This is a genomic window from Paenibacillus taihuensis, assembly GCF_003386535.1.
In the GTDB taxonomy this organism is placed as follows: domain Bacteria; phylum Bacillota; class Bacilli; order Paenibacillales; family Paenibacillaceae; genus Paenibacillus_Z; species Paenibacillus_Z taihuensis.
Genome location: NZ_QTTN01000046.1, coordinates 27,204 through 48,885, shown reverse-complemented (window position 1 = coordinate 48,885; position 21,682 = coordinate 27,204). Strand labels below are relative to the sequence as shown.

The 21,682-nt window shown below is 53.8% G+C and carries 17 protein-coding genes; 1 reads left to right on the top strand and 16 read right to left on the bottom strand.

Annotation, left to right across the window (positions count from 1 at the left end):
* Positions 1–376: 376 nt before the first annotated feature.
* A complete protein-coding gene (locus A8990_RS26795; RefSeq protein ID WP_116192097.1) occupies positions 377–1,963 on the bottom strand; it encodes a HEAT repeat domain-containing protein in 1,587 nt (528 codons plus the stop codon).
* A gap of 136 nt (positions 1,964–2,099) precedes the next feature.
* Here A8990_RS26795 and A8990_RS26790 point away from each other — a divergent pair, with 136 nt between their 5' ends.
* Positions 2,100–2,981: an AraC family transcriptional regulator gene (locus tag A8990_RS26790; protein ID WP_245996243.1), complete on the top strand. Its 882-nt coding sequence runs from the start codon at positions 2,100–2,102 to the stop codon at positions 2,979–2,981.
* Positions 2,982–3,057: 76 nt separating this feature from the next.
* On the opposite strand, the gene A8990_RS26785 is transcribed toward A8990_RS26790, so the two are convergent.
* From A8990_RS26785 to A8990_RS26715, 15 genes are all read right to left on the bottom strand, one after another.
* Positions 3,058–3,789 carry an ABC transporter permease gene (locus A8990_RS26785; RefSeq protein WP_147306878.1) on the bottom strand — a complete coding sequence of 244 codons (732 nt, stop codon included), beginning with the start codon at positions 3,787–3,789 and terminating at the stop codon, positions 3,058–3,060.
* The gene (locus A8990_RS26780; RefSeq protein WP_116192095.1) at positions 3,782–4,711 is read right to left on the bottom strand and encodes an ABC transporter ATP-binding protein; all 930 of its coding nucleotides are present in this window, start codon (positions 4,709–4,711) and stop codon (positions 3,782–3,784) included. The genes A8990_RS26785 and A8990_RS26780 overlap by 8 nt, the downstream gene beginning before the upstream one ends.
* A gap of 22 nt (positions 4,712–4,733) precedes the next feature.
* The gene (locus A8990_RS26775; protein ID WP_181909796.1) at positions 4,734–5,585 is read right to left on the bottom strand and encodes an ABC transporter permease; all 852 of its coding nucleotides are present in this window, start codon (positions 5,583–5,585) and stop codon (positions 4,734–4,736) included.
* Entirely contained in the window at positions 5,582–6,547 is a 966-nt protein-coding gene (locus tag A8990_RS26770) for an ABC transporter ATP-binding protein (RefSeq protein WP_116192093.1), read from the bottom strand. Before A8990_RS26770 ends, A8990_RS26775 begins: the two co-directional genes overlap by 4 nt.
* On the bottom strand, positions 6,544–7,674 hold the full coding sequence (locus A8990_RS26765; RefSeq protein ID WP_116192092.1) for a hypothetical protein: 1,131 nt from the start codon (positions 7,672–7,674) through the stop codon (positions 6,544–6,546). The genes A8990_RS26770 and A8990_RS26765 overlap by 4 nt, the downstream gene beginning before the upstream one ends.
* Positions 7,671–8,195 (bottom strand): sigma-70 family RNA polymerase sigma factor, encoded by a 525-nt coding sequence (locus A8990_RS26760; protein ID WP_245996242.1) that lies wholly within the window; start codon positions 8,193–8,195, stop codon positions 7,671–7,673. The genes A8990_RS26765 and A8990_RS26760 overlap by 4 nt, the downstream gene beginning before the upstream one ends.
* Before the next feature lie 745 nt (positions 8,196–8,940).
* On the bottom strand, positions 8,941–10,578 hold the full coding sequence (locus A8990_RS26755) for an ABC transporter substrate-binding protein (RefSeq protein WP_245996241.1): 1,638 nt from the start codon (positions 10,576–10,578) through the stop codon (positions 8,941–8,943).
* 118 nt (positions 10,579–10,696) lie between these two features.
* Complete coding sequence (locus A8990_RS26750) at positions 10,697–11,602, bottom strand: carbohydrate ABC transporter permease (protein WP_116192091.1); 906 nt, start codon at positions 11,600–11,602, stop codon at positions 10,697–10,699.
* A gap of 11 nt (positions 11,603–11,613) precedes the next feature.
* Positions 11,614–12,483 carry an ABC transporter permease gene (locus tag A8990_RS26745; protein WP_245996244.1) on the bottom strand — a complete coding sequence of 290 codons (870 nt, stop codon included), beginning with the start codon at positions 12,481–12,483 and terminating at the stop codon, positions 11,614–11,616.
* 152 nt (positions 12,484–12,635) lie between these two features.
* Complete coding sequence (locus tag A8990_RS26740; RefSeq protein ID WP_116192089.1) at positions 12,636–15,491, bottom strand: beta-galactosidase; 2,856 nt, start codon at positions 15,489–15,491, stop codon at positions 12,636–12,638.
* 323 nt (positions 15,492–15,814) lie between these two features.
* Positions 15,815–16,873 (bottom strand): LacI family DNA-binding transcriptional regulator, encoded by a 1,059-nt coding sequence (locus tag A8990_RS26735; protein ID WP_116192088.1) that lies wholly within the window; start codon positions 16,871–16,873, stop codon positions 15,815–15,817.
* A gap of 175 nt (positions 16,874–17,048) precedes the next feature.
* Positions 17,049–17,576 carry a general stress protein gene (locus A8990_RS26730; protein WP_181909795.1) on the bottom strand — a complete coding sequence of 176 codons (528 nt, stop codon included), beginning with the start codon at positions 17,574–17,576 and terminating at the stop codon, positions 17,049–17,051.
* 421 nt (positions 17,577–17,997) lie between these two features.
* Complete coding sequence (locus A8990_RS26725) at positions 17,998–19,200, bottom strand: enolase C-terminal domain-like protein (RefSeq protein ID WP_116192086.1); 1,203 nt, start codon at positions 19,198–19,200, stop codon at positions 17,998–18,000.
* 29 nt (positions 19,201–19,229) lie between these two features.
* Positions 19,230–19,979, bottom strand: a complete 750-nt coding sequence (locus tag A8990_RS26720) for a phytanoyl-CoA dioxygenase family protein (protein WP_116192085.1) — start codon at positions 19,977–19,979, stop codon at positions 19,230–19,232.
* A gap of 3 nt (positions 19,980–19,982) precedes the next feature.
* The gene (locus tag A8990_RS26715; RefSeq protein WP_116192084.1) at positions 19,983–21,677 is read right to left on the bottom strand and encodes a hypothetical protein; all 1,695 of its coding nucleotides are present in this window, start codon (positions 21,675–21,677) and stop codon (positions 19,983–19,985) included.
* Positions 21,678–21,682: the final 5 nt, after the last annotated feature.

Below are 21,682 nucleotides of genomic sequence, written 5' to 3'. Positions count from 1 at the left end.
GTCAACTTCACGGTTGCCGTTCATGTTTGTAGACATTTCCTGCGCTCAAGAGACTGATTCGAAGAAACGTTTTGCCGATTCGCCCGATTCGACCAGGGCAGCAGAATACGCGCAAAACACGCTATAAATCATCTGTAAGCTTCGTCTACAGAGTAGCATAAATCGGTTCGAATGAACATTTTTTAAGCGGATTGTCTATCCGCTTGTTTGCTGTACACTTTTTTCAGACTGCACCAAAAAAACAAACGGCACAGGGGTTTCCCTCATGCCATTTTGGATTCCATTTCTATTCTCGGTCAATGTCATTGAGTTAACTTAATGACATTGCCTGGTGAAGGTCTTTTCTTTTCTTTCTTCTTTATTCATCTTCGCGGAGTTAGAACGTGCTCTCTTTATGCGTATCCGGACACCAACGCGCAGCACGGTAATGCTTGATCAGCACGTCTACCGCTCTCGGTGTGCGAATGGCTGTCAGCGCTTCGAATGCGTAAGCTCTCGTATAGCGATCTCTACTTTGCAGACCCGCTTCAAGCCCATCAATGACCAGCTCCGGATCACCGTGCCTGCCGATTCGCAGCAGGGATAATGCGGCTGTATAGGCGATTTTGTTCGTTATATATTCCTGGTTGTACACGTAAGAGCCCGTGCTCACACTTTCCGTACCCGTCGCTGACTCTTTCGCCACCGCTTCTACGAGCGTCTGCACGATCGCCGGAACGGTCTCATCCGCCGGCTCCATGATCATTCCGAGCGCTTCCACTACATTACGACGAACCCAATCGCTTGCATCGTTCAATGCGACGATTAATGAAGGAACTGCGGAGGATGCCTTCGAGCCAATCATCCCGAGCACGAATGCAGCGAGCGCTCTGCTGTTCTCTTCCCCTTGATCCAGCACATGAATAAGACCTGGAACAGCGTCTATGCCAGCAGCTTGGAGCCCGTAAGCCGCGCGCTGCGCCGTTAGCTTGGAGCCTTCCGCCAGCTCCTTCAGCAATGCTGACGTACCGGATCCCCCGATATGCCCCATCGCATAGACAGCATTCAGCGCCGCATCCTCGGACGAATCACGGATGAGCTCCGCCAGCTTCGGAACAGCTGCTTCAGCGGCCTGCCCGATCAAGCCGAGCTTGTCGGCAGCTTGACTTCGAATAATTCCATCTTCACTCGATAACGCCCCGATTAATGTAGGTACGTCTGCATTTGCAACCTCGGTCGACTCTGCTGACTCTGCTGACTCTGCTGACTCTGCCGGCTGGCTCTCTCCTCTAAGCCAGTTCCACACATCATGCCACAGGTTCAAATGTGCATCCGGTGCGTTCGAAGGGAATGCCGGAACGGCATGCGTATGATTCCAGCTCGGCGACGACGGCTCCGAGAGGCGAACGAATTGGAACTTGAGCATGTAACGGTCAATATTCGACGTGTTCAGCGATGCTTTGTGCCACAGATCGAAGTGCACGAGCGCGATTGTCCCCGCTTTGCCTGTCGGCAGAACCTGCGATTGATTCGGAAACTTCTCATTATATTGGGAGCCCGGCATAATCGCCGTCGGGCCCATATCTTCCGTAATGTCCTGCGTGTAGTAGAACATCATGACCCACCATGGACGATGGCTGCGCATGGATGACCAGAATCCGTCCTTGTGCCACTCACCGCCGCCTGGCTTCCCGTTTCCCGGCTGATTGTAATGCATATGGCGATGCGGATGCATATAATAGTCAGGTCCCAGAACGCTCGTCAGCGCGCCTCTCGATACCGGCGTATCGAAAAATTTCTGAATGTCCGGTACGCGAGGCAAAATATTATTGCCGGGATTCCCTTCGTTCTGAAAGGCGAAGTCGATTTGATTCATCACGCTCCGGTGCAAATCCTCCGGCAATTCATTTTGAAGAACGACATAACCCTTCGTAATAAACTGAATCATCTGCTCGTCATTAAGCAATTTCAACTCGCTTGCCATCCTATGCAGCCCCTTCATTAATAAGTGATGTGTTATATTTAATGTACCTGAGGGCGACCTGCGTTGTATTTAGCTTACAGTCAGACAGTTGCACAATAGTCAGGTGAATTACACAAGCTAGCGAGGGAGAAGGTCTATGATGACTGCGATGGATTTCTCGAAATTCCACCCTTACGTCTATTACGCCACCAAATATCCGTTCTATCGCGGGCAGACCAGCATGAATCGGTATGTGTATACAAGCTCGATCTACTTCTTCACGGAGGGCAGAGGCCTTATCCGGCTGCGAGGCGTCGATTACGACGTCTACCCTGGCATGATGGTCTATGTGGAACCAGGGCAACCTCACGATTTGATCGCAGATGAGAACGAGCCTATGACGAAAGTGTGCTGCTATTTCGATTGGCACTATATCGATCGAACCGAGCTGTACAAGGATACAGCAGCCCCGATCTGCTATGACCGCGACTTGCTCCGTCCGGAGTTGCTCGGCGAGAAATTCCCGTTCCCGCTGCCCGAAATTAAGAATGTAAGCACTTCGCTGCTGAACTGGACGGACCTGCTGGCCCGAAGCTTTATATCCAATGAGCATACGAATGAGCGGACGTTTCTGCGGAGCATGACCGCCCAGAGCCATTTTGCCGAATTCATCCATCACTTCTTAACGTTCTCGCTGCAAGAATCGCATATCCCGGACCCTCGCATCAGCAAGCTGCTGGAGAGAATCGAGGCCGATCTGCTCAGCGGCGCCGAGATTGTTATTGAAGACTACGCCGACTCGCTGGGTGTCAGCAGGGGCTACTTCTTCGATTTATTCAAGCGGACAACCGGACTCTCTCCGATTCAATACGTCAATCAGTTTCGCATCAGCAGAGCGAAGGAGGACCTCCGTTCTTCTAACCTCAGCATTATGCAAATCGCGGACAAGTACCATTTCAGCTCCGTCCACTACTTCTCACGAATGTTCCGCAAATATGCCGGCAAATCGCCGCAGTCGTTTCGAGGGTCCGAGAGCTAACCATGTATATGGCGGACAACAAAAAAACTCACTAACCTTAGGTCAGTGAGTTTTTGTTATATCCGTTATCCCGATTTTAGCCGCTGTGCACGTCCGCTCTGCGGAAGTACGTCACGATAAAGAGAAGCGGAACGATGAATGTCACGACCATCGTGATTACACCGGTCGAAGTCGACTTGTAGTGTTCGTTCATCGTATCGAGTATGTTCAGCGGCGCGCTCCACGGGTAGTACATAATGTACTTGGACTGCATGATCGTCAGCTCCGAGATCACCGCGAATACGCCAAGTCCCATCGCCGGGATGTAGCTGCGCCAGAGCAGCGCAACCGCAGCCGCGATCGGTACGAGCGCATATTCCAAGGCGAGCAGCAAGCCGTATTTGCCAAGCGCATGCCAGAAAACAGAGGCAGATGGCAGATCCGACGTGAACACGAATGCAGAGCCGAATGTAAGCAAGAATGCGAGAAGCAGTACGGAACCAAGTACCGGGATCGCAATGATAAACTTCGCTGCCAGCACCATATTGCGCGAATACGGACCTGTCAGCATGTTGTTGACCGTACGCTCTTGAAACTCTCTTGCGAATAAATAACCAACGAGTAACGCGTATAAGGCCGGACACATGAGCATCATCATCATCATTAAATTATCGCCAAAATAACCTTTCCATTGAAACGCCGCATCGCTGGAATTGTGCACCTCAACGAAGAAGTTAAGCACAGCAGGGAGCAGCGCTCCGAGCAGGATCAGCCAGAGCATGCGCGATCTGCGCCATTTCAGCCATTCGCAAGCAATCAAATCAAGCATGCCCAACAGCACCGCCTTCCACCAAACGCACAAAGTAATCTTCAAGCGAATCCTTCATCGCATGAAGGCTGTTCACAAGAATGCCTTCACGAACGAGCAACTTGTTCATCTCGCCCGGCACGTGGCCGTCGTCATAGATACGCAGCCAGCCATCCTCATCGACACGGCAATCTCGGATGCCCATTTCTTTCACGAGCAGCTCCTTCGAGCGCTCCAGGTCATCGACTTGCAAGCTAATATATTGACGATTCCGCTCCTTGAGCTGCTGCATCGACGTCTCTTCCAGCATCCGGCCGCGGTGGATAATGCCGACTTTCGTCGCCAACTGCTCCACTTCGCTCAGGATATGGCTGGAGACGAGAATCGTAATCTTCCGCTTCTGCGCCAGCTCTTGGATCAGATGACGAATCTCTTTAATCCCCATCGGGTCAAGTCCGTTCGTCGGCTCGTCCAGAATGAGCAGCTCCGGGTTATGAAGAATTGCCCGGGCAATACCGAGGCGCTGCTTCATGCCAAGCGAGAAGTTGGACGCTTTGCGATTGCGCGCCTCCCATAGTCCCGTCGTTTGAAGGGCATCCTCGAATGCATCCGACTGCTTTACACCCATCATTTTGCCATGAAGCTCCAAGTTCTCGATGGCCGTCAGGTTTGGGTAGAAGCCCGGATATTCAATGACGGAACCGACTTTGCGCAGCACCGGATTCTTGCCCTTTCCGATTTTCTCGCCGAACAGCTCCACCGTACCGGTCGTTGGCTGAATAAGCCCCATCAGCATCCGAATTGTCGTCGTCTTGCCCGCGCCGTTCTGCCCGAGAAAGCCGTAAATATCGCCTCTCTGCAAAGCCATATCAATGCCGTCTACCGCATTGACCCCTTTATAATGCTTGCGAAGTCCGCGGATCTTCAAAATCACATCGTTCATTGTCGTCATACTCCCCTTTAAGCTAAGCAATATCTTTCTTGCGGAAGCCGAAGCAGCCAAGCGCAAGAATGATGATCAGATATACAATCGTGTAGCCTACAAATGCGTTGCTAGGCACGTTAAACGTGGCGAACGGCCCCATACTTTCGACAGCCTGCGTCGGCAGCGGAAGCTCCAACCCATCCAGCAATTCGAACGTAATCCGATTCAGCATCGAATTGGCCGGCATGAGCAGCTTCAGCAGAAATGCGAAGCGGCTGACCATCTCGTTCTCGCCGACTTTATTGAAAATATTTTCGGCAAAGCCGCTGAACATGCTTAGTCCATACAGCATCGCGCAGGCAACGCCATTGCCAAGCATCGGCAGGAAAGTCGAGCCGAGCATACAAACCGCAAGCAGCAGCAGCGGAGTCCATATAAACAGCAGGAAGGTCTTCAGCAGCGTCAGCGGCAGCATCGGAAAATGCAGCAAATAATGGACCGGCATCATGATCGCAAAATACATAATCGCCGCGTACAGCACCAGCCAGAACGCATAGCCGGCATACTTGCCGAGATACACTTTCCATCTTGGGATCGGCCTCGACAGGATGGCTAACATCAGCCCGTTCTCAATCTCTCCGGAGATCGCTCCCATCGTCGTGAAGAGGATAAAGAACGCAATAATCATTTGGGAAAACAGCAGTCCGAGCGTCATCAGCACGATGCTGTCGGAGACGTTACCGGCCAGAGTTTCCACATGTCCCTCAAAATTGGTCGATATCTTATACACGCCGAAGGTAAACAGCGAGACGAACAGCAGTGAAAGGACGAACGTTACCGGAAAAATCCGTTTGCGAAACAGCTCTTTCCCGGCAAAAGCGATCCAGCTCATGAACGTGCACCTCCTGCCGCTTCTCCGCCTGACATCGATAAGAACCATGCTTCCAAGCTGCCTTGGACCGGCACCACTTCATAGACGGTTACGCCTTCTTCTACTAATAAGCGAATCAGATAGCCGATCTGTTCGCGATTGTGCGCAGATACTTTCAAGACGGCACTGCCATCGGCGGCCTTCTTCGTAACTTCAACCGCCATCCCTGGCAGCAGCTGCTCGCTCAGCTCCTCTTGCAGCTCAGGCAGCCATCCGCTAACGGTCAGCTCCCAGCTCGAGTCGGTTCGCAGCATTTCCTGCATCGGTCCGCTCGCACGAAGCTGTCCCTTATGCAAGAAAGCAACTTCATCGCATACGGCTTCGACGTCCTCGAGCAGATGCGTGTTCAGGAACACCGTCTTCCCTTCCGAACGCAGTCGCTCGAGCAGCTGCCGAACCTCATAACGGCCGATCGGATCTAGCGCCGACGACGGTTCGTCGAGAATAATAAAATCCGGGTCCATAAGCAGGGCGCACGCGAGACCAAGCCGCTGCTGCATGCCTTTGGAATATTGCCGGACCCGGTCATAGCCGCGCTCATTCAGTCCGCAAGTGCGGAACACTTCCTTGATCCGCGCGGCGAAAGAAGCCGACTTCGTCTGCGCGCGCGTCATGCCGCACAGACCGGCATGGTACCGGAGCACCTCCGCTCCGGTCAGCCAATCTTGAAAGCGGAACAGCTCAGGCAAATACCCGAGCTTCACCCGCGATTCTGGGTCGCCGATCGGCTTGCCGAATAGCGTACCGCTGCCGCTGTCCGGACGAAGGAGGCCGACGACCATTTTTACAAACGTGCTTTTGCCTGCCCCGTTCGGTCCGAGCAGTCCGAATATTTGCCCTTGCTTGATGGTCAGCGAAATATTCGAGCAGCCCGTGCCGGACGCATATGTTTTGGACAGACGGTCAGTCTGCAAAATGATCATTTCATCATTCCTCGAGCTTCATTAATAATCGAATCTTCTGTCGGATAATCACCGACCGAGCCGCTGAGCTGGTAAACCCATTCATCCTGCAGCCAAATGATCGAACGGCTGGAACCCGAATCGGTTACAATCGCTTCATTGCCATCGATCTTCGTCGTATGGACGTTATCCGTAGAGAACGACGGAACCGGAAGCGTGTGACGCCAGTCGCCAATGCCCGCAAGCTTCGTCCGCATATCGTCCGGAAGCATCGGCAGGTCAAGGACAGCTTGACGAATCTGTTCGACATCTACGTCATCCGATACATCAAGCGACGGATTCGGCAGCTGTGTGAGACGCTTCGACGAATCGCCTGCGCTCTTCACCACAAATGTGCCTGGAATGGTCAGCTTAATCGGCGAATCCTCGACGGATTTCGGAAACTCTGTTTTGCCGCCAAGCAGCGCGATCATCTGGTTAATTGCTTTCGGATGCAGCTTGAACGTAATTTGCTGCTCGGGCATGTATTGGATGACGTTTTCTCCGCCTGGGAACTGCTTCAGCTGACGGTCACCAGCAAGAGTCATTGCTTCCGACTCATTAACGACGCGCTCTTGGCCGCCGCCTGTTTGCTCAATTTCCCCGTAACGCTTCAGATCGAGCTGACGTGTACCCACTGTACCAGACTGCAATGCAGCTTGGAAGCTTTCCATATCGGCCTGGCTGATCGATACCGTCTGGAAATGCTGTACGCGGAACGTGTTCATCACCGACGCCATGACATCCTGCCCCCATGACGAGAACATGAGCACGCCGGCAACTGCTGCAGCCGATATGAGAGATACCCATCTCCGCTGAACCCGGCGGCGCGGCTTGCGAGAAATTTTTTCTTCATTAATAGTAGAAATTGGTGCAGGTGTTGTTGGAGCAGCTTGAGGTCTTTCTGTTGGCGATGGTGTTGGCGCTTCCTCGGCTTGCTCTTCATGTATCACTTTCAGCGGCGCTGGCTTTTCCTCTTCCAGCCACACAGCCGGTACTCCTTCCTCTTTCACGGACATAAACAATCGATTCAGGGCGAGCTCCACATCGTCTTCTGTCACGTTCAATAAATCACGGTTCTCTTCTTCCGGACGTTTCGGTTGTTTCATTGCTCCATAGCCTCCTCGGAAAGCATATTTTTCTTAAATCGGCTTTGCGCTCTCATGAGCAGCGTCCCGACGATCTTCGGATTCACTTGCAGCGCCTCGGCGATTTCAGCATGGCTGTAGCCTTGCTCCTTCAAGAGCAGCGCTTGCCTGTCCCGATCGGACAGCTTGTTCAGCACGCCGCGAACGACATCGCGTTCCCAGCTCTGAATGACGACCGCCTCGTTGGACGGATATGCCTGCTCATCGGTGAGCGCTTCATGCTGCTGCTTCTCGGTTAAGTCGTTCATTCTTCCTGCCTTGCGGTAATGGTCATATACGATACGCGTAAGCACGCGGTGCAGCCACGGTCCCGTTCTCGCCAGATCCTCCGGCGGATTGCGGTACAGCCTTATAAAAACTTCTTGCGCCAAGTCCTCCGCCGCGGCACGGTCTCCGATAAGACTCGTTATTTTGCGTAGAACGGATGGATAATGCTCCCGAAATATCAATTGAAATCGGGCCGGCATTTGATCATTTGGCATGCTCTCGCCTCCTTCATAGAGTAAGACGCTGGGTGTGGGTGATATATAGCACGTTGCACGAAATAAATTTGAACGCTTAGCGGACTAATTTATTTGCGAGTTGCACGAAAGTTTTTTCTTCCAAAACCACCCACATAGAAAAATCCGTGATACCGAGCGCAAATCACCGCCATTTCCGCGCGCTATGACGAACTTTTCAGGTTTCCCCACTCACTTCTTCAATTATAATGCCCATTTCCCTGCTTGGAGAGGGAGAACCGCCTCCGAGAGATCCAAATTGGTTCTCTCAGCGAGGAAATCCCGCGAATTGAAGCTGAGAGACCCATTTCGGATCTCTCAGCGAGGAAACGAGCGCGAATTGCGGGCAGCGCGGAGCCGAGAGATCCTAATACGGACTCTCAGCGAGGAAATCCCGCAAAATTGAAGCTGAGAGATCCATTTCGGATCTCTCAGCGAGGAAACGAGCGCGAATCGCAGGCAGCGCGGAGCTGAGAGATCGCATATGTTCTCCCAGACTGAAATCAGCCTCGATCTGGCGCCGAGAGACCACATACGTTCTCTCAAATACAAAATCACGCCGACGCGGCAGCTTTCCACCTCTGAGAGATCACATACGTTCTCTCAGATACAAAATCACGCCGCCACGAACGCCGGCATTCCGCCTCACCCACCTACACTCGCACAAAAAAATCAACCGAGCAGTGCCTGCGCACTGCCCGGTTGATCATTTGCCAAAACCCTCGAATTAGCCTTGCTCAGATGCTTTGAAAGCATCCAATTGCTTCTGGATTTCGTCTTTTACTTTGTCGTAGCCAGCTGCTTTCAGCTTGTCGCGAAGTGCTGCTACTGCTTTCTCAGGGTCGCCTGCTTTACCGGCAAGGATAGCTGGCATTTGCTCGCCGAGAACTTGAGAAATTGCAGTCATCTCTGGGTCTACATTGGACTTGTCGAATACGAACTTGCCGTAAGGGAATGGCTTCTTGATCGCATCGTATTTCTTGTAGATGTCGCCAATGCCGCTCCAGTCTTGGTCAGTCGGGATTTCGAACTTGTCAACACGGCCGCCCCAGAAGTCTGTGTAGAAGCCGTCTTTAGCCTCGTCGTAGCCAGCCGGACGAACGCGAACGCCGTCTTTGATTTCGTATTGAACGCCTTCAATACCGTAGTTCATCAGTTGATAAATTTCTTTGTCTTGGCGGATCAGCTCGTAAGCCATCAGAGCGCGCTCTGGGTGTTTGCTGTGTGCGCCGACCGAAGTACCGCCGTGCGTAATTGGCATCGAAATCAGGTTGTTGCGTGTATCGGAGTACGAGAACATTTGCAACTCGGAGCCCGGTTGATCCTTATCCATCAGAACGCGAAGGTTCTTGTATGTTTGTGTATGGTGAGCATCTACACCTGTTTGACCTGCTCTCAGCTCAGAGCGAGTATCGCCCTTGTAGTTGAGAACGTCTTCACGCCAGTAGCCAGCGTCGCCCCATGATTTCGTCATCTTCGCGAAATCAATGAATTGATCGTTGAAGATCGGGCTGTCAACTGTATAGCGATCATCATAGGATTTGCCATAGAATGCGTTTACATAGCCTGTGGAAATTGGAAGCTCGATATTATCGGTTTCCGATGCAGCGAAGCCTGTGTAGAGCGTAGTAGCCGCGCCGGCTGCATCCCAAGGAATAACGTCTTTCTTGTTGTCTTTGATACCTTGGAGGTACTTGCCGAACGTAGCGAAGTCTTTGATCGGCTCCGTAATGCCGAACTCCTTCGCCCAGTCGCCGCGGTAGTACAAACCGTGGTTAACCCATTGTGTATAGTGATCTTCCGGGATCAGAACGATATCTTTGCCGAATTTACTTTGTTCCCAGTCTTCTTGCGGAATTTCAGAATATGTCTCTGGTGCATACTTCTCGAGCAGATCGTTCAGAGGCAGGAACGCGCCACGCTGAGCATTGCCCCATGTATCGAGCCAGTCCGTACCGATTGTGATCAGGTCAATCGGCTCGCCGGATGCAAGCAGCAGGTTATATTTCGTTTGCCAGTCTGCCCACTCTACCCATTTAATTTGCAGCTCGGCATTGATTTTTTGTTTCATGATGGCGTTGATTTTGTCCATAACTTTCTCCAGCTGGCCATTCTTCGGCTTGTCGCCGAGCATGACATAAGTAATGGTCTCAAAATCACTGGTGTCGATTTTGTCAGCCGACGCATTTGCATTGCTAGACGTATTGCTGGACGTATTGCTGGATGCATTGTTTGAAGCTGTGTCGCCGGATGAATTGTTTGTCTTATTATCCGAGGAACTGTTGTTGTCGCTGCCGCAAGCAGCCAAGCCGAAAGCAAGGAAAAGCGAACATGCCGTTATTGCCATCTTTCTCATGTTTCCCATTCTTTGTAGCCTCCCCATTTTTGGATAAACCCGCTTTGTTGTTCTCCGCCCAGTTCGAGCGGCTATGGTAAGAGAGACTAGACCAGGTCTCTCGTGTACCCAGAGCACGTGACTTGCATTATCCTTTTACCGCGCCAACCGTGATGCCTTGGATAAAATAACGCTGTACAAACGGGTAGAACAGCACCACCGGACCGGTCGCAACGACCGCGGTCGCCATCTTCATCGATTCCAGCGGCATATCGCGCAGCGGAACGTTCGAAGCGGCCGACGAGTTGCGGATGAAATCCGCGCTCGTGATGACATTGTACAAGAACAGCTGCAACGGGCGGTACTTCATGTCCGCAGACAGGAAGAGCATGGCATTATACCATTCATTCCAATAACCAAGGGCGATGAATAGACCGATCGTTGCAAGTGCCGGCGTCGTCATCGGCAGAATGAGCCGCATGAAGATGGTAAAGTCGCCAGCGCCGTCAATCTTCGCCGATTCCGTAATCGCATGAGGAATCGATCTCGTGAAGCTTTTCATCATAATGATGAGAAACGGACTCATAAGTCCCGGTAGAAGAACGGCTAAGTAATTATCCCGAAGACCCAAATACTGATTAATGAGCAAGTAGAACGGGACAATACCGCCGGAGAATAGTGTTGTGAAGTAGATGAAGAACGATATGCCGTTTCTCTGCTCGAAGTCCGGCCGCTGCAGCGCGTAGCCGGTCATCGCAACGAGGAATAGTCCGACGAGCGTGCCGACAACGGTAAGACAGATCGATACGACATAGGAGCCGATGATAAGATCCGGATTCTCGAACACGATCTTGTACGCGAAGGTTGAAAACTCCCGCGGCCAGATATTAAAGCCATGCTTCGCAATAGACGCTTCCTTCGTAAACGAGGTACCGACAACGACCAGGAATGGAAGCAAGCAGCAAAGTGCGAACAAGCCGATAAATAGATAACCAAAACATCTTACGAACAAGGACGTCCCATCCGTCCGAATGCGTTTCTGGACAACTTCCATGTGAGTCCCTCCTAGAACAATGAATTATCAGGCGATGCCTTCTTGACCAGCCAGTTCGCTGTAATAACAACGATGAAGCCGAATACGGATTGATACAAGCTAACCGCGCTGCCCATGGAGAAGTTGAAGTTGTTCATGAGCGAGCGGAAGACATACGTCTCAATAATGTCGGTCGTCGCATAGAGCGAAGTATTGTTTGCACCGACGAGGTTATAGAAGAGACCGAAGTTGCCTCGAAGCACGCCCCCGAGCGAGAACAGCAGCAGTATGATGAAAGTCGGCTTCAGCCAAGGGAGTACGATGTAGCGGATCCGCTGCAGCGCATTAGCCCCGTCAATCTCGGAAGCTTCCACGACTTCGGAATCCAGACCCATGATCGCCGCGAAGTACACGATCGACCCATAGCCGGTGGACTGCCACAAGTAAGTAAGAAGAATGATGAACGGCCAAATGTGCGAATTCGAGTACGTCTTCACCGGTTCTGCCCCGAACGACTTCAAGATGTTGTTCAGGATGCCGTAATCGTAGCTCAGGATGTTGTACGCGATGAGACCGATAATGACGAACGAGATAAAGAACGGCAGGAACATGAGCGTCTGCGAGACCTTCTTGAACCACTTCTTGCGCAGCTCGTTCAGCAGAATCGCAACGAAGATTTGCAGGAAGTTCCCGAAGATGATAAAGCCAATGTTGTAAGCGATCGTATTAAACGTCAGCCTCCATAGGTCACCGGTCATCACGAGGAACCGGAAATTCTCCATTCCGATGAACTTACTCTTGAAGATACCATCGGTATAGTTGTATTTAATGAAGGCAAGGTACAGGCCCGGCATCGGCAAATACGCGAAGATGAGGAAAAAGAGTATCGCGGGCACGCACATGAGAATCAATGTACGGTTGTTCCAAAATCGTTTGGTGCGCGCGCGAAGCGCACGTTTCGACGTCTCTACCGCCGCCGGAGCCGGCGGAGCCGACTGCGCAATTGTTTTCATCCGTGTTCTCCCCTTTCAATCGAAGCTTCGAAGCTTTGTGGTTACCCTTTCAAAATGCCTACTGGCAAGAAGGTGAAGCTCTCCAGCAGGGCAGGTTCGCCTGCTTCCACCGCTTCGAGTAAAATGGTTAATTCGTTCTGGTCGCCATTATTCAGCCAAGGTCCCGGCAGGTAGAACGATTCTTGATCTCCGCCGCTGAAGCTAGGCCTTGTTGCGCCGCTCGCCGTCCATAACCGGCCGACGATGGTCTCGCCCAGGAATACCGTAAGCTTCATGTTGCTTCCATTCACTTTGACGCGCCAGCCGTTGCCTTCGCCCGGCTGATCCAGCTTGCCGTAAAGCCAAGCGACCGCGCCTGCTTCCAGACGAACAGGAAGCTCATGCGATTCTGCTGCTGTGCGCTCCTGCGCCGCGTGCCCCAGCAATTCAGCTTCCTCGCTTGCTGCCAGACGCCATTCCCGAGCTGCGTTGCCTTCATATAGAATGACTTCGCCTGCGCCGAGGCCGAGTACCCGTTCCAGGAATACCGTCACTTGGACATCCTCGCCCGGTCTCACGTATGCGGAGATATTGATGTACGGATCGAACGGATGAACCGAGCCGATTGCCGAGCCGTTCACGAACACTTGCGCGAACGCTTGAATGCCTCCGAAGTGGAGCGTCCATGAATCCGCAGACTCTGATGCGGTGAATGTCTTGCGGAAATATTCCGCAGATGGATGATCCGGCGATAACCAGTTGCCGAAGGTGACGATTGCCCATTCGCTGTCGTTGAAATCTGGTGCAGCAAATTCGAGATCGGGCTGCGTTCCCGGCTTCGTCCGAAGTACGCGCCAGTGCAAGAGCGGCTGTACTTTAGTAACGGATGTCAGTCCTTTAATTCCTTTCATCGAATCCAGTCTTAGCGCCGGAAGCCTTGCATCGTCGAAATTGGTATGACCCCAAATTTCAACCCGCGCCGTCAGCTTGCTGCCAGTCTGAACCTCGCTTGTGCGAATCAGCCGGCTGCCGCCGCCTGGCACGCAGCTGCCGAGATAAGCTTGATCCGAGTAAATCGATACAACGTCGCTTCCTTGTTGAACCAGAACGCCTTGCACCTGCTCGCCTGCCAGGGTCTGGTCAACCGCTTCATACCAAGCATAGCCGCGATTAATGCCGTTCTTCTCCAGGTAGTCCGCTCCATCCGCTAGCGGCGTGTACACGGATCCGGCAGCCAGCGGTGCGGCTGCATCCACCTGCTTCAGCGACCAGTTGACCGCGACATCGCGAGGCGCGTCATCGTAAGCAATCTGGCTGCCGATCGTAATGTAACCGCCTTCATGAATGTGCGAATCCATGAGGAGCGCATCGGCTCTTGCCAGCCCGACGAGTTCGATCACATGACCATCAGCGAGTTCAAGCCGCGAGGTGGCGATCTGTCCAGCAGCTGCCGCGAAGGTGAAGAGATGAGTTCCTTCCGCTTGCTGCTCGTGCTTCTGCATGCCCTCTACCTCGGCAGCGGCAATCGGCTGCTTCAGCGTTAATGAAATTTCACCTTCGTGCTCGCTATGGAAGACGATGATCGTTTTCTTGCCATCATCAGCCACGAGCACATCCGATAGTTCAGCTGTTGCATAATTGAGCGTACCTTCGAGCCCCCATGCGCTCAGCGGAACTGCAATCGGCAATATCTCGCAGCGTCCAGGCACGGTTGTCAGCCGTGATGCTTGCGGCACTCTTAAGCCCTCGCCGCTAAGCTCAAACTGTACAGCTTCTTCCTGTTTACCCACATTAACCGAAAACAGAAGCTGTCCGCCTTGCTTCAACCGCAGCTGCCGCGCGGCGATTGTGCCAGTTGCAGCGCGATCGCTTCTTACTACTGTCGCGAGCTCAGATGCCGGTGCTGTTACCGCCTCGGCAAGCGAGCTGCTGTAAGCGTTAATGACTCTGCGCATTAAGCGTCCTTCGTACGCTTCGCTCCGTACATGCCCTTCGGGAGAAATCATGCCGTAGAAGTCATAGTCGCTTGTCATGAATGCAAGCGGCTTGCCCCAGTTGTTCGTGCCATTCGTAAAACCAAAATTCGTGCCGGATACTTGCAGGTAAGGTCCTAACAGCTTCGCCCCACAGGAGAGCAATCGGCGAAGAAGGAAGTGTGAGCGGTTCGTTTCTGTAACGAGAAGCGGAAGATCCAGCTCAGCGAGCCGTGATTCGTATGCGGATACTTTTGCTTCAAACTCAGGGTCCATATCGTTCGGATAGAAGTTACAGGTTGGTGCGACACCGTCGACAAGTCCGGATGCTTCGTACAATCCGCCTTGCCCCGCGCAGGCAATGAGCTTGGCGGTAATGCCCCGGCTGACCGCCATATCGCGAAGCGCGGTTATGTAAGCGTTCGGGTCCGGGCAGTCGTAGAAGTCAAGCTCGTTCTCCAGCTGCACGCAGATGATGGAGCCTCCGCGCTGCTGCTCGTATTTGGCGAGAATCGGGAGGATGCGGTCGAACCAGTTCTCCACCGATTTCAAGTACGCGGCTTCCGTACTGCGAATCACGATGCCAGGCTTGGCGAACAAGTACCCCGGAAGTGCTCCGCCATCCCATTCGGAGCAGATGTACGGTCCAGGTCTTGCTACGACCCATAAGCCGACTTCGGCGGCAAGCTGGAGGAACGCTTCGACGTCCTTCTCACCCGAGAAATCCCAGATGCCTTCGCCGCTTTCGTGAAAGTTCCACGGAAAGTAGACGTCGATGGCGTTGTAGCCGTATGCCTTGAGCTGTTCCATCCGTTCTCGCCAATGAGCGCGAGGATTGCGGAAGTAGAACAGCGAGGCGCAAAGGATGATTTCGGCGTTTCCGCCGATGCGGAGCGTTGATGCTGAAAGCTGCAACGCCGGTTCTGCTTTCACTTCCATGTTCATGATTGTTGACCTCCCCCAGGTGTGCAGCTTGTTTTTATGAAACCCGTTTCATTCACCTCGAAAATAAAAATACACTTTGTTTTTGCGGGTTTAAGCGATGTTCGTAAACGTCACAGGTACCGTTCTTACAAGTGTATTTCCGTATGAACAACACAGGAGCATTAGCTTATTGTGCTGCCGTTATGCATGTTATGAAACCCATTTCATCATTGGGTTAAAATGAAACCCTCATGGGCAAGGGTCATCTTGATTTGAAGTTTACCCGCAAAATGATAGCGCTGTCAAGGATGATTTTTAAAAATTTTTTGCCCTTTATTTTCCAATCAACGATTGGCAGGCGGTGCAGTGGTCTCGCGAATCATAAGCTTCGGCTGCAAAGTCGTGAGCTCGCTAACTTGATTATTGCGCGTAATAAGCTGGTGCATTATGCTCGCAGCTGTTCGACCAAGCTCAAGGCATCGGAGCGAAAGTGTTGTCAGCTCCGGAATCATGCTTTCAGCAAGCGGAATATCGTCAAAGCCCGTGATCGAGATGTCGCCGGGGATGCTGAGACCTGCGGTAACCGCATATTTAATAGCGCCGATCGCAACCAGATCATTGGCGCAAACAACCGCAGTCGGCTTGCGTCCATCCCTGCTGAACAGCTCGCTCATGAGCGCTTTTCCGGTATGCACCTTGAAACCGCCCGTTATAATCCAATCTTCGCGCATGGCAATGCCTGCCTGCTCCATCGCGCTTCGAAATCCGGACAAACGCTGCACGGTGTTCGACATCTGGTTGTAGCCGCCAATAAACGCAATATCGGTATGTCCGAGCTCGATGAGGTGATCGGTAACTTGCATGGCGCCGATCGTCTGGTCCGTCATGACGCGATGAAATTTACCCCCTGGCAGGTTGCCGTTAATAAGCACAACAGGCAGACGGTTGTTCACTTCCTGCACTTCCTTGGCCATTTCTCTGCTGCACTTTGCAAGGTCAATGCGGCCGCCGATCATAATGATCCCGTCGACCTGCTTCTCCGCCAAAATGCGCAAATATTGCGATTCCCGGCTATACTGCGCCTTCGAGTCCTGATTGTGCGAGCCGGTGTCGCAGAGGAAGAACGTGTAGCCGTTGTTGCGCGCTTCCTGCTCAAGGCCAGCCAACACCTCAGGAAAGAACGGATTCGTAATGTCAGGCAAAATAATGCCGATCATCCCGGTCTCCTTCTTGATCAGGCTTCTCGCAAGCGCATTCGGTTGAAACTGATGTTTATTGATGAGTCCCATGATTTTCTCGCGCGTCGAAGCTTTCACAGGTGCCGTGTTGTTCAGAACGCGGGATACCGTGGCAACGGAGACGTTGGCTTCTCTGGCAATGTCATAAACAGTAACCGGTTTCATGATCGCTCACCCTTCTGGCTTGATCTGTCTGAGGCGACAGTTTTCACTAGCATAGCAGAGTGATTTGCAAGTTGTAAATGACCTAATTTTCAGCTCGGTCCATAAAAAAGGTCACATCGAATCAGACGGTTCGCCGCCATTCGACATGACCATTTCCTTATATCGCTGCAAAATCCTACAAAATCCGCGCAGCGCCGTTGTCCCGGAATACCGCTTCCGCCGTGCCGCCAACCGACAAATCCGGTCCGTCGGCGAGCTGATTATCGCCCATATCCGCGGCAATGAGAATCGCTCCGCGAGCAAGCGCATCGCGGCATGCCGAGGCATCGCCAGCGTCAAGGCCGATGTCGACCAAGGCGCTTTCAATCGTGCTGTCGCTGTCATAAGCGGCAGCTGCCGCCGTCCATATGCCGATGCTTGGGAACGCCACCCCGCCGAATACGCCCATATTGAGGCCGCTGACCGGAACAGGCGCAGCAACGCCAAGATCGTTATTATCATGGTCGTCGGCAGCAGCACGAGTCAGCATGAGATCAGTCATCTCATCGGCGTGCACATTCGTCTCCCTCTCGATGCGTCTCGAGTGGTCCCGATCCTTCGTAATTATCTTCAGCTCATGCTGCGTAAAGCCAGCATTCTCGAGCGCCTGCACGGCCTCAATCGCTTCGTTCTCCGTATTGAAAATGCCAATTCTGTAAGTCAATTTCCTCGCCTCCACATACCGCTAGAACTTTACACTTGGTATGCCCTGTTTGCGGAGGAAATAACCGGAATAGTTATCGGCAAAAGAGACGGTTGACGTCGCTCTGTGGCCTGAGAGCGGGAAAAGCCACTCTCAGCATGGAGAATCGGCGGAAATCGAGCTGAGAGAGGGGAACCCTCTCTCACATGACGACTTGGACGGTTTGCTCGTCGGTTTGTGGATCGAGAGTCGGATTACGCGACTCTCAGGCCTGAATTGGCGGCTTTTTGCCGCTGAGAGTCGGATTTCCCTACTCTCGATCTCTCCGGCAGCGCGGATTCCGGCGCGCTCGGCTTCGAGAGTTGGATTACCCGACTCTCGATCGACCTGGCAGCCCGCGTCTACTACAAACGACTTCGGACGACGACTTTCACCCGCTCTTTTATGGCCGTGCCGGCGAGCCGTCCGGAATCCGCGACAGCGTCCACGCCGGCAGCACATCATGGCACGGATACAGCGCTGCCTTCTGCTCATCGATGTCCACACCTAACCCCGGCTTGTCGTTCACATACGCATAGCCGTAGCGAATCGTCGGGCTGCCCGGGAATACGTCGTGCATCCGCTCCGAGTACGAGCTCCACTCCTGCACGCCGAAGTTCGGGCTCGTCAGGTCAAGGTGAATGTTCGCAGCCTGACCGACCGGCGATAGGTCCGGCGGGCCATGCCATGCGGTGCGTATGCCGAACGCTTCGCAGACGGTGCCGAGCTTCTCCGCAGGCGTCAGTCCGCCGATGGCACTAATATGGCAGCGGATGAAATCGATCAGCCGCTCGGTCACCAGCGGCATCCATTCCGCGGAATGGACGAACAGCTCGCCCATCGCAAGCGGCGTCGCGCATTGCCCGCGGATGTGGCGGAACCAGTCCAGCTGCTCCGGCGGCAGCGCGTCCTCGAGGAAGAACAGCCGGTGCTCCTCGAGCTGTTTCGCCAGCCGAACCGCTTCAATCGGCACGATCCGCTCGTGGATATCGTGCAGCAATTCGACCTCGAAGCCGAGCTTGTCGCGCAGATGGTCGAACATACGAGGTACGCTGCGGACGTAAGCGTCCGGATCGAAATAAGCGCCGGGCAGCACATGGTCCGGCTGATGCAGCTTATGCCCCTGGCCGCCGTAGCCGCCAAGCTGGCAGCGGACATAGCGGCAGCCTTGCTCCATGAAGGCGCGCACATTATCTTCGACCTCTTGCGGATCGCGACCATCCGCATGGCGGTAGATCGCCGCCGCCTCGCGCACTTTGCCGCCGAGCAGCTCATACCCAGGCTGGTTAGACATTTTGCCCTTAATGTCCCACAGCGCCATATCGACGCCGGAGACGGCGTTGTTCAATATCGGCCCGTTGCGCCAATAGCCGCTTACCATCGCCGTCTGCCAGATATCCTCGATCCGGCGCGGGTCTTTGCCAATCAGGAACGGCTTCAAGTACTGCTCCACCGCAGTCGCCACAGCCAAGTGGCGCTGCGTGAACGTTGCACAGCCAAGGCCGTAGAGACCAGGCTCATTCGTTTCGATTTTCACAATGACCAGATTGACGCCGTCCGGCGCGGTCAGAATGACGCGTACGTCTCTAATTTGCAATTGTGCCATGCATGCGACAGCTCCTCGCTTCGAACCTCTTACAGGTTCGCTAGTTGCTCTTCTGCATCTGCAGGGATGTCATGCCAGCCGTCGAATTTGCCGAGCAGCTGCTGGATGTAGAACGGACCGCTCTCGCGAAGCTCGCGGGACCGCTCGCCCTTGAAATTGTCGACGCGATGCTTGCAGAACGACTGCAGGTGGTTGTAGTACAACGCTCGCCGCTCCTCGGTCGGATGCACATTCGGCAGTGCCGCATGCCACAGCGCGCCATGGAAAATAACCGCGTCGCCCGCGTCCACAAGCACCTCCACTTGGCCTTCGATGTGATCGAGGCCTTCAGGCGGATTTTTCCCGCTCCGATGTGAGCCAGGCACTACGACCAGGGGACCTTTCTCCTGCGTAATGTCATCGAGATAATACGCGCAGTTGATCGAAACCGGGAAGTACCAATATGGCGGCAGCGGCTCCGGATACACATGCGAATCCATATGCCAGCCGACCGGCATCCCTTTGCCTGGCTTGATCCGCGTCGCATTGACGCTCTCCATCTGCAGCTTCGGTCCCATCAGCGCGCGCATCACGCCCCAGACAGGCGGATGCACGAGCAGCGGAACGAACGCCTCATCCCGGTCGATAATGTCCGGAATTTCCCGCGTCGTGAACCCTTCGGAAATGGCGATGACGCGCTCGACCAGATGCGCGACCTGCTCCTTGCTCAACGCTTGTTTCACGACCAAATAACCATCGCGCTCAAATTGCGCGACTTGTTCCTCCAACGTCAGGCCCATCGTTTACAGTTCCTCCTCCGGCTCGATCACGAGCGCTTTATACATCGGCATCACGCCATGCGGCTTCACATCGAACAGGCGATTGCCGATCCATGCGCCCTCGTATGGCTTGCCAGCAACAGACTCGTTCCGCCAAACGAGCTTCGGCGCGAACGTAAGCGCCACGGTTTCGCCAGCGCTAAGCCCCTGCACGACGAGATAATTCTCCTTCACCGATGCCGCAAGTCCGCGTGGCGCACGGCATTTCACTTCATCGGCGGTCAACCACCCAGGCAGCCTAATCCAAATATCCCCGGCACGCAGCGGCGTCACGCAGAGCACGCCTTCCTCCGGTACACCATACTCCATCCGCACGTCCTCGCTCGTCTTGTTCAGCCAAATGTTGACGTACAGACGGTCCCCTTCCCATGTCGTCGCATTATCCCATACGAGGTGCAAGCCGCGCCCGCCCGCCGCGCAGCAGCAAGCCATCGTATCGACTTTGCCAGCGTTCGAGAAGTCGTTCGGATTCATGCGGCCCGTAAACCCGCCGCGGTACCGCTCAGGCACATCGCGATACGTTCTCGTCTTCGTATCTTCCTTGTCCGTCACCGTCTTCGCCCATGAAATATCCCGCACCTGCGAAGCGACGAGCGTATTGGCGAACCGATCGGCATCGTCCCAGCATGCCGCATTGCCGTTCTTCGCGAGATAGATCGCGGCATGAATCATATCCGTCGTACAGCATGTCTCGCTGTGCTGAATGACGCCCGGCAGCCAGCGATACTTCTCATCGACAGGCTCTTCGCCGTTCAAGCCGGTACCTTCCGGAAACCAGCCGTATGTACTGCCCATCGAGCAAGCCCAGTTGTACACCTTCTGGCACCAGTCGATCAGCGTGCGCTCCTGCTTCAAATTCGCATAGCGGAGGATGCCCGCAACTGCGCCCATTTTCGAATGGAAATGACCGTCATCCGGGTAGCGCCCCTGCGACCAGAAGCTGCCGTCCTCAGCAAAAACCTTCGAGTGGTACACGACGAAATTCGTGAGCTTCTCCAGCATTTCCTCGGCTAGAGGATCGCCTGTGCGTTCGTAGTAGATCGCCAACGGCAGGATGAACACACCGCCCCCGTAATGGGTCGGCTCGACGATAAAACCATGTTCCGTATAGATCTGCTCCGGCACCTTCATCCCCGGCACATACGTCTCAAACGGATAGCAGATGTAATCGTCCCGCTCCACCGCAATCGCCCGCATCCCTTTCAGCATGCGCTCCATTCGCACCAGCGCCTCTACATCCTGATCGAACTTATGCCAGCTGAGCAGCCCAAGAAAGACGCTCCGCTGGTCGAACATATTCGCTCCCGCTGGCACTCCCCACTCGTTGCTCATCCGGTAGAACAGCCCGTCGGAATCGCTCTGCATCCAGCGGAGCGCCTCCTTCATATGCTCCTCTGCCTCACGGCCAATACGCTTGCCGATGATCTCGCCGCACAGGATCGAGGCATCCAGAAACCGTCCAACAGCATCGCCGAAATCCCATTCGCTATGCCATGCGAACGACTCGTCGCTGCCGATCTTCGCGAAGAAATACGGCAAATAGTGATAGTCCGGATCGAGCATCTGCTCGTAATGATTAATCGCAAGTGCGGCCAATTCCCGATAATCAACCGCCTTGCCTAAATTGCCTGTCTTCCCAAGCTTGCCGTGTTCCACCATCGCAC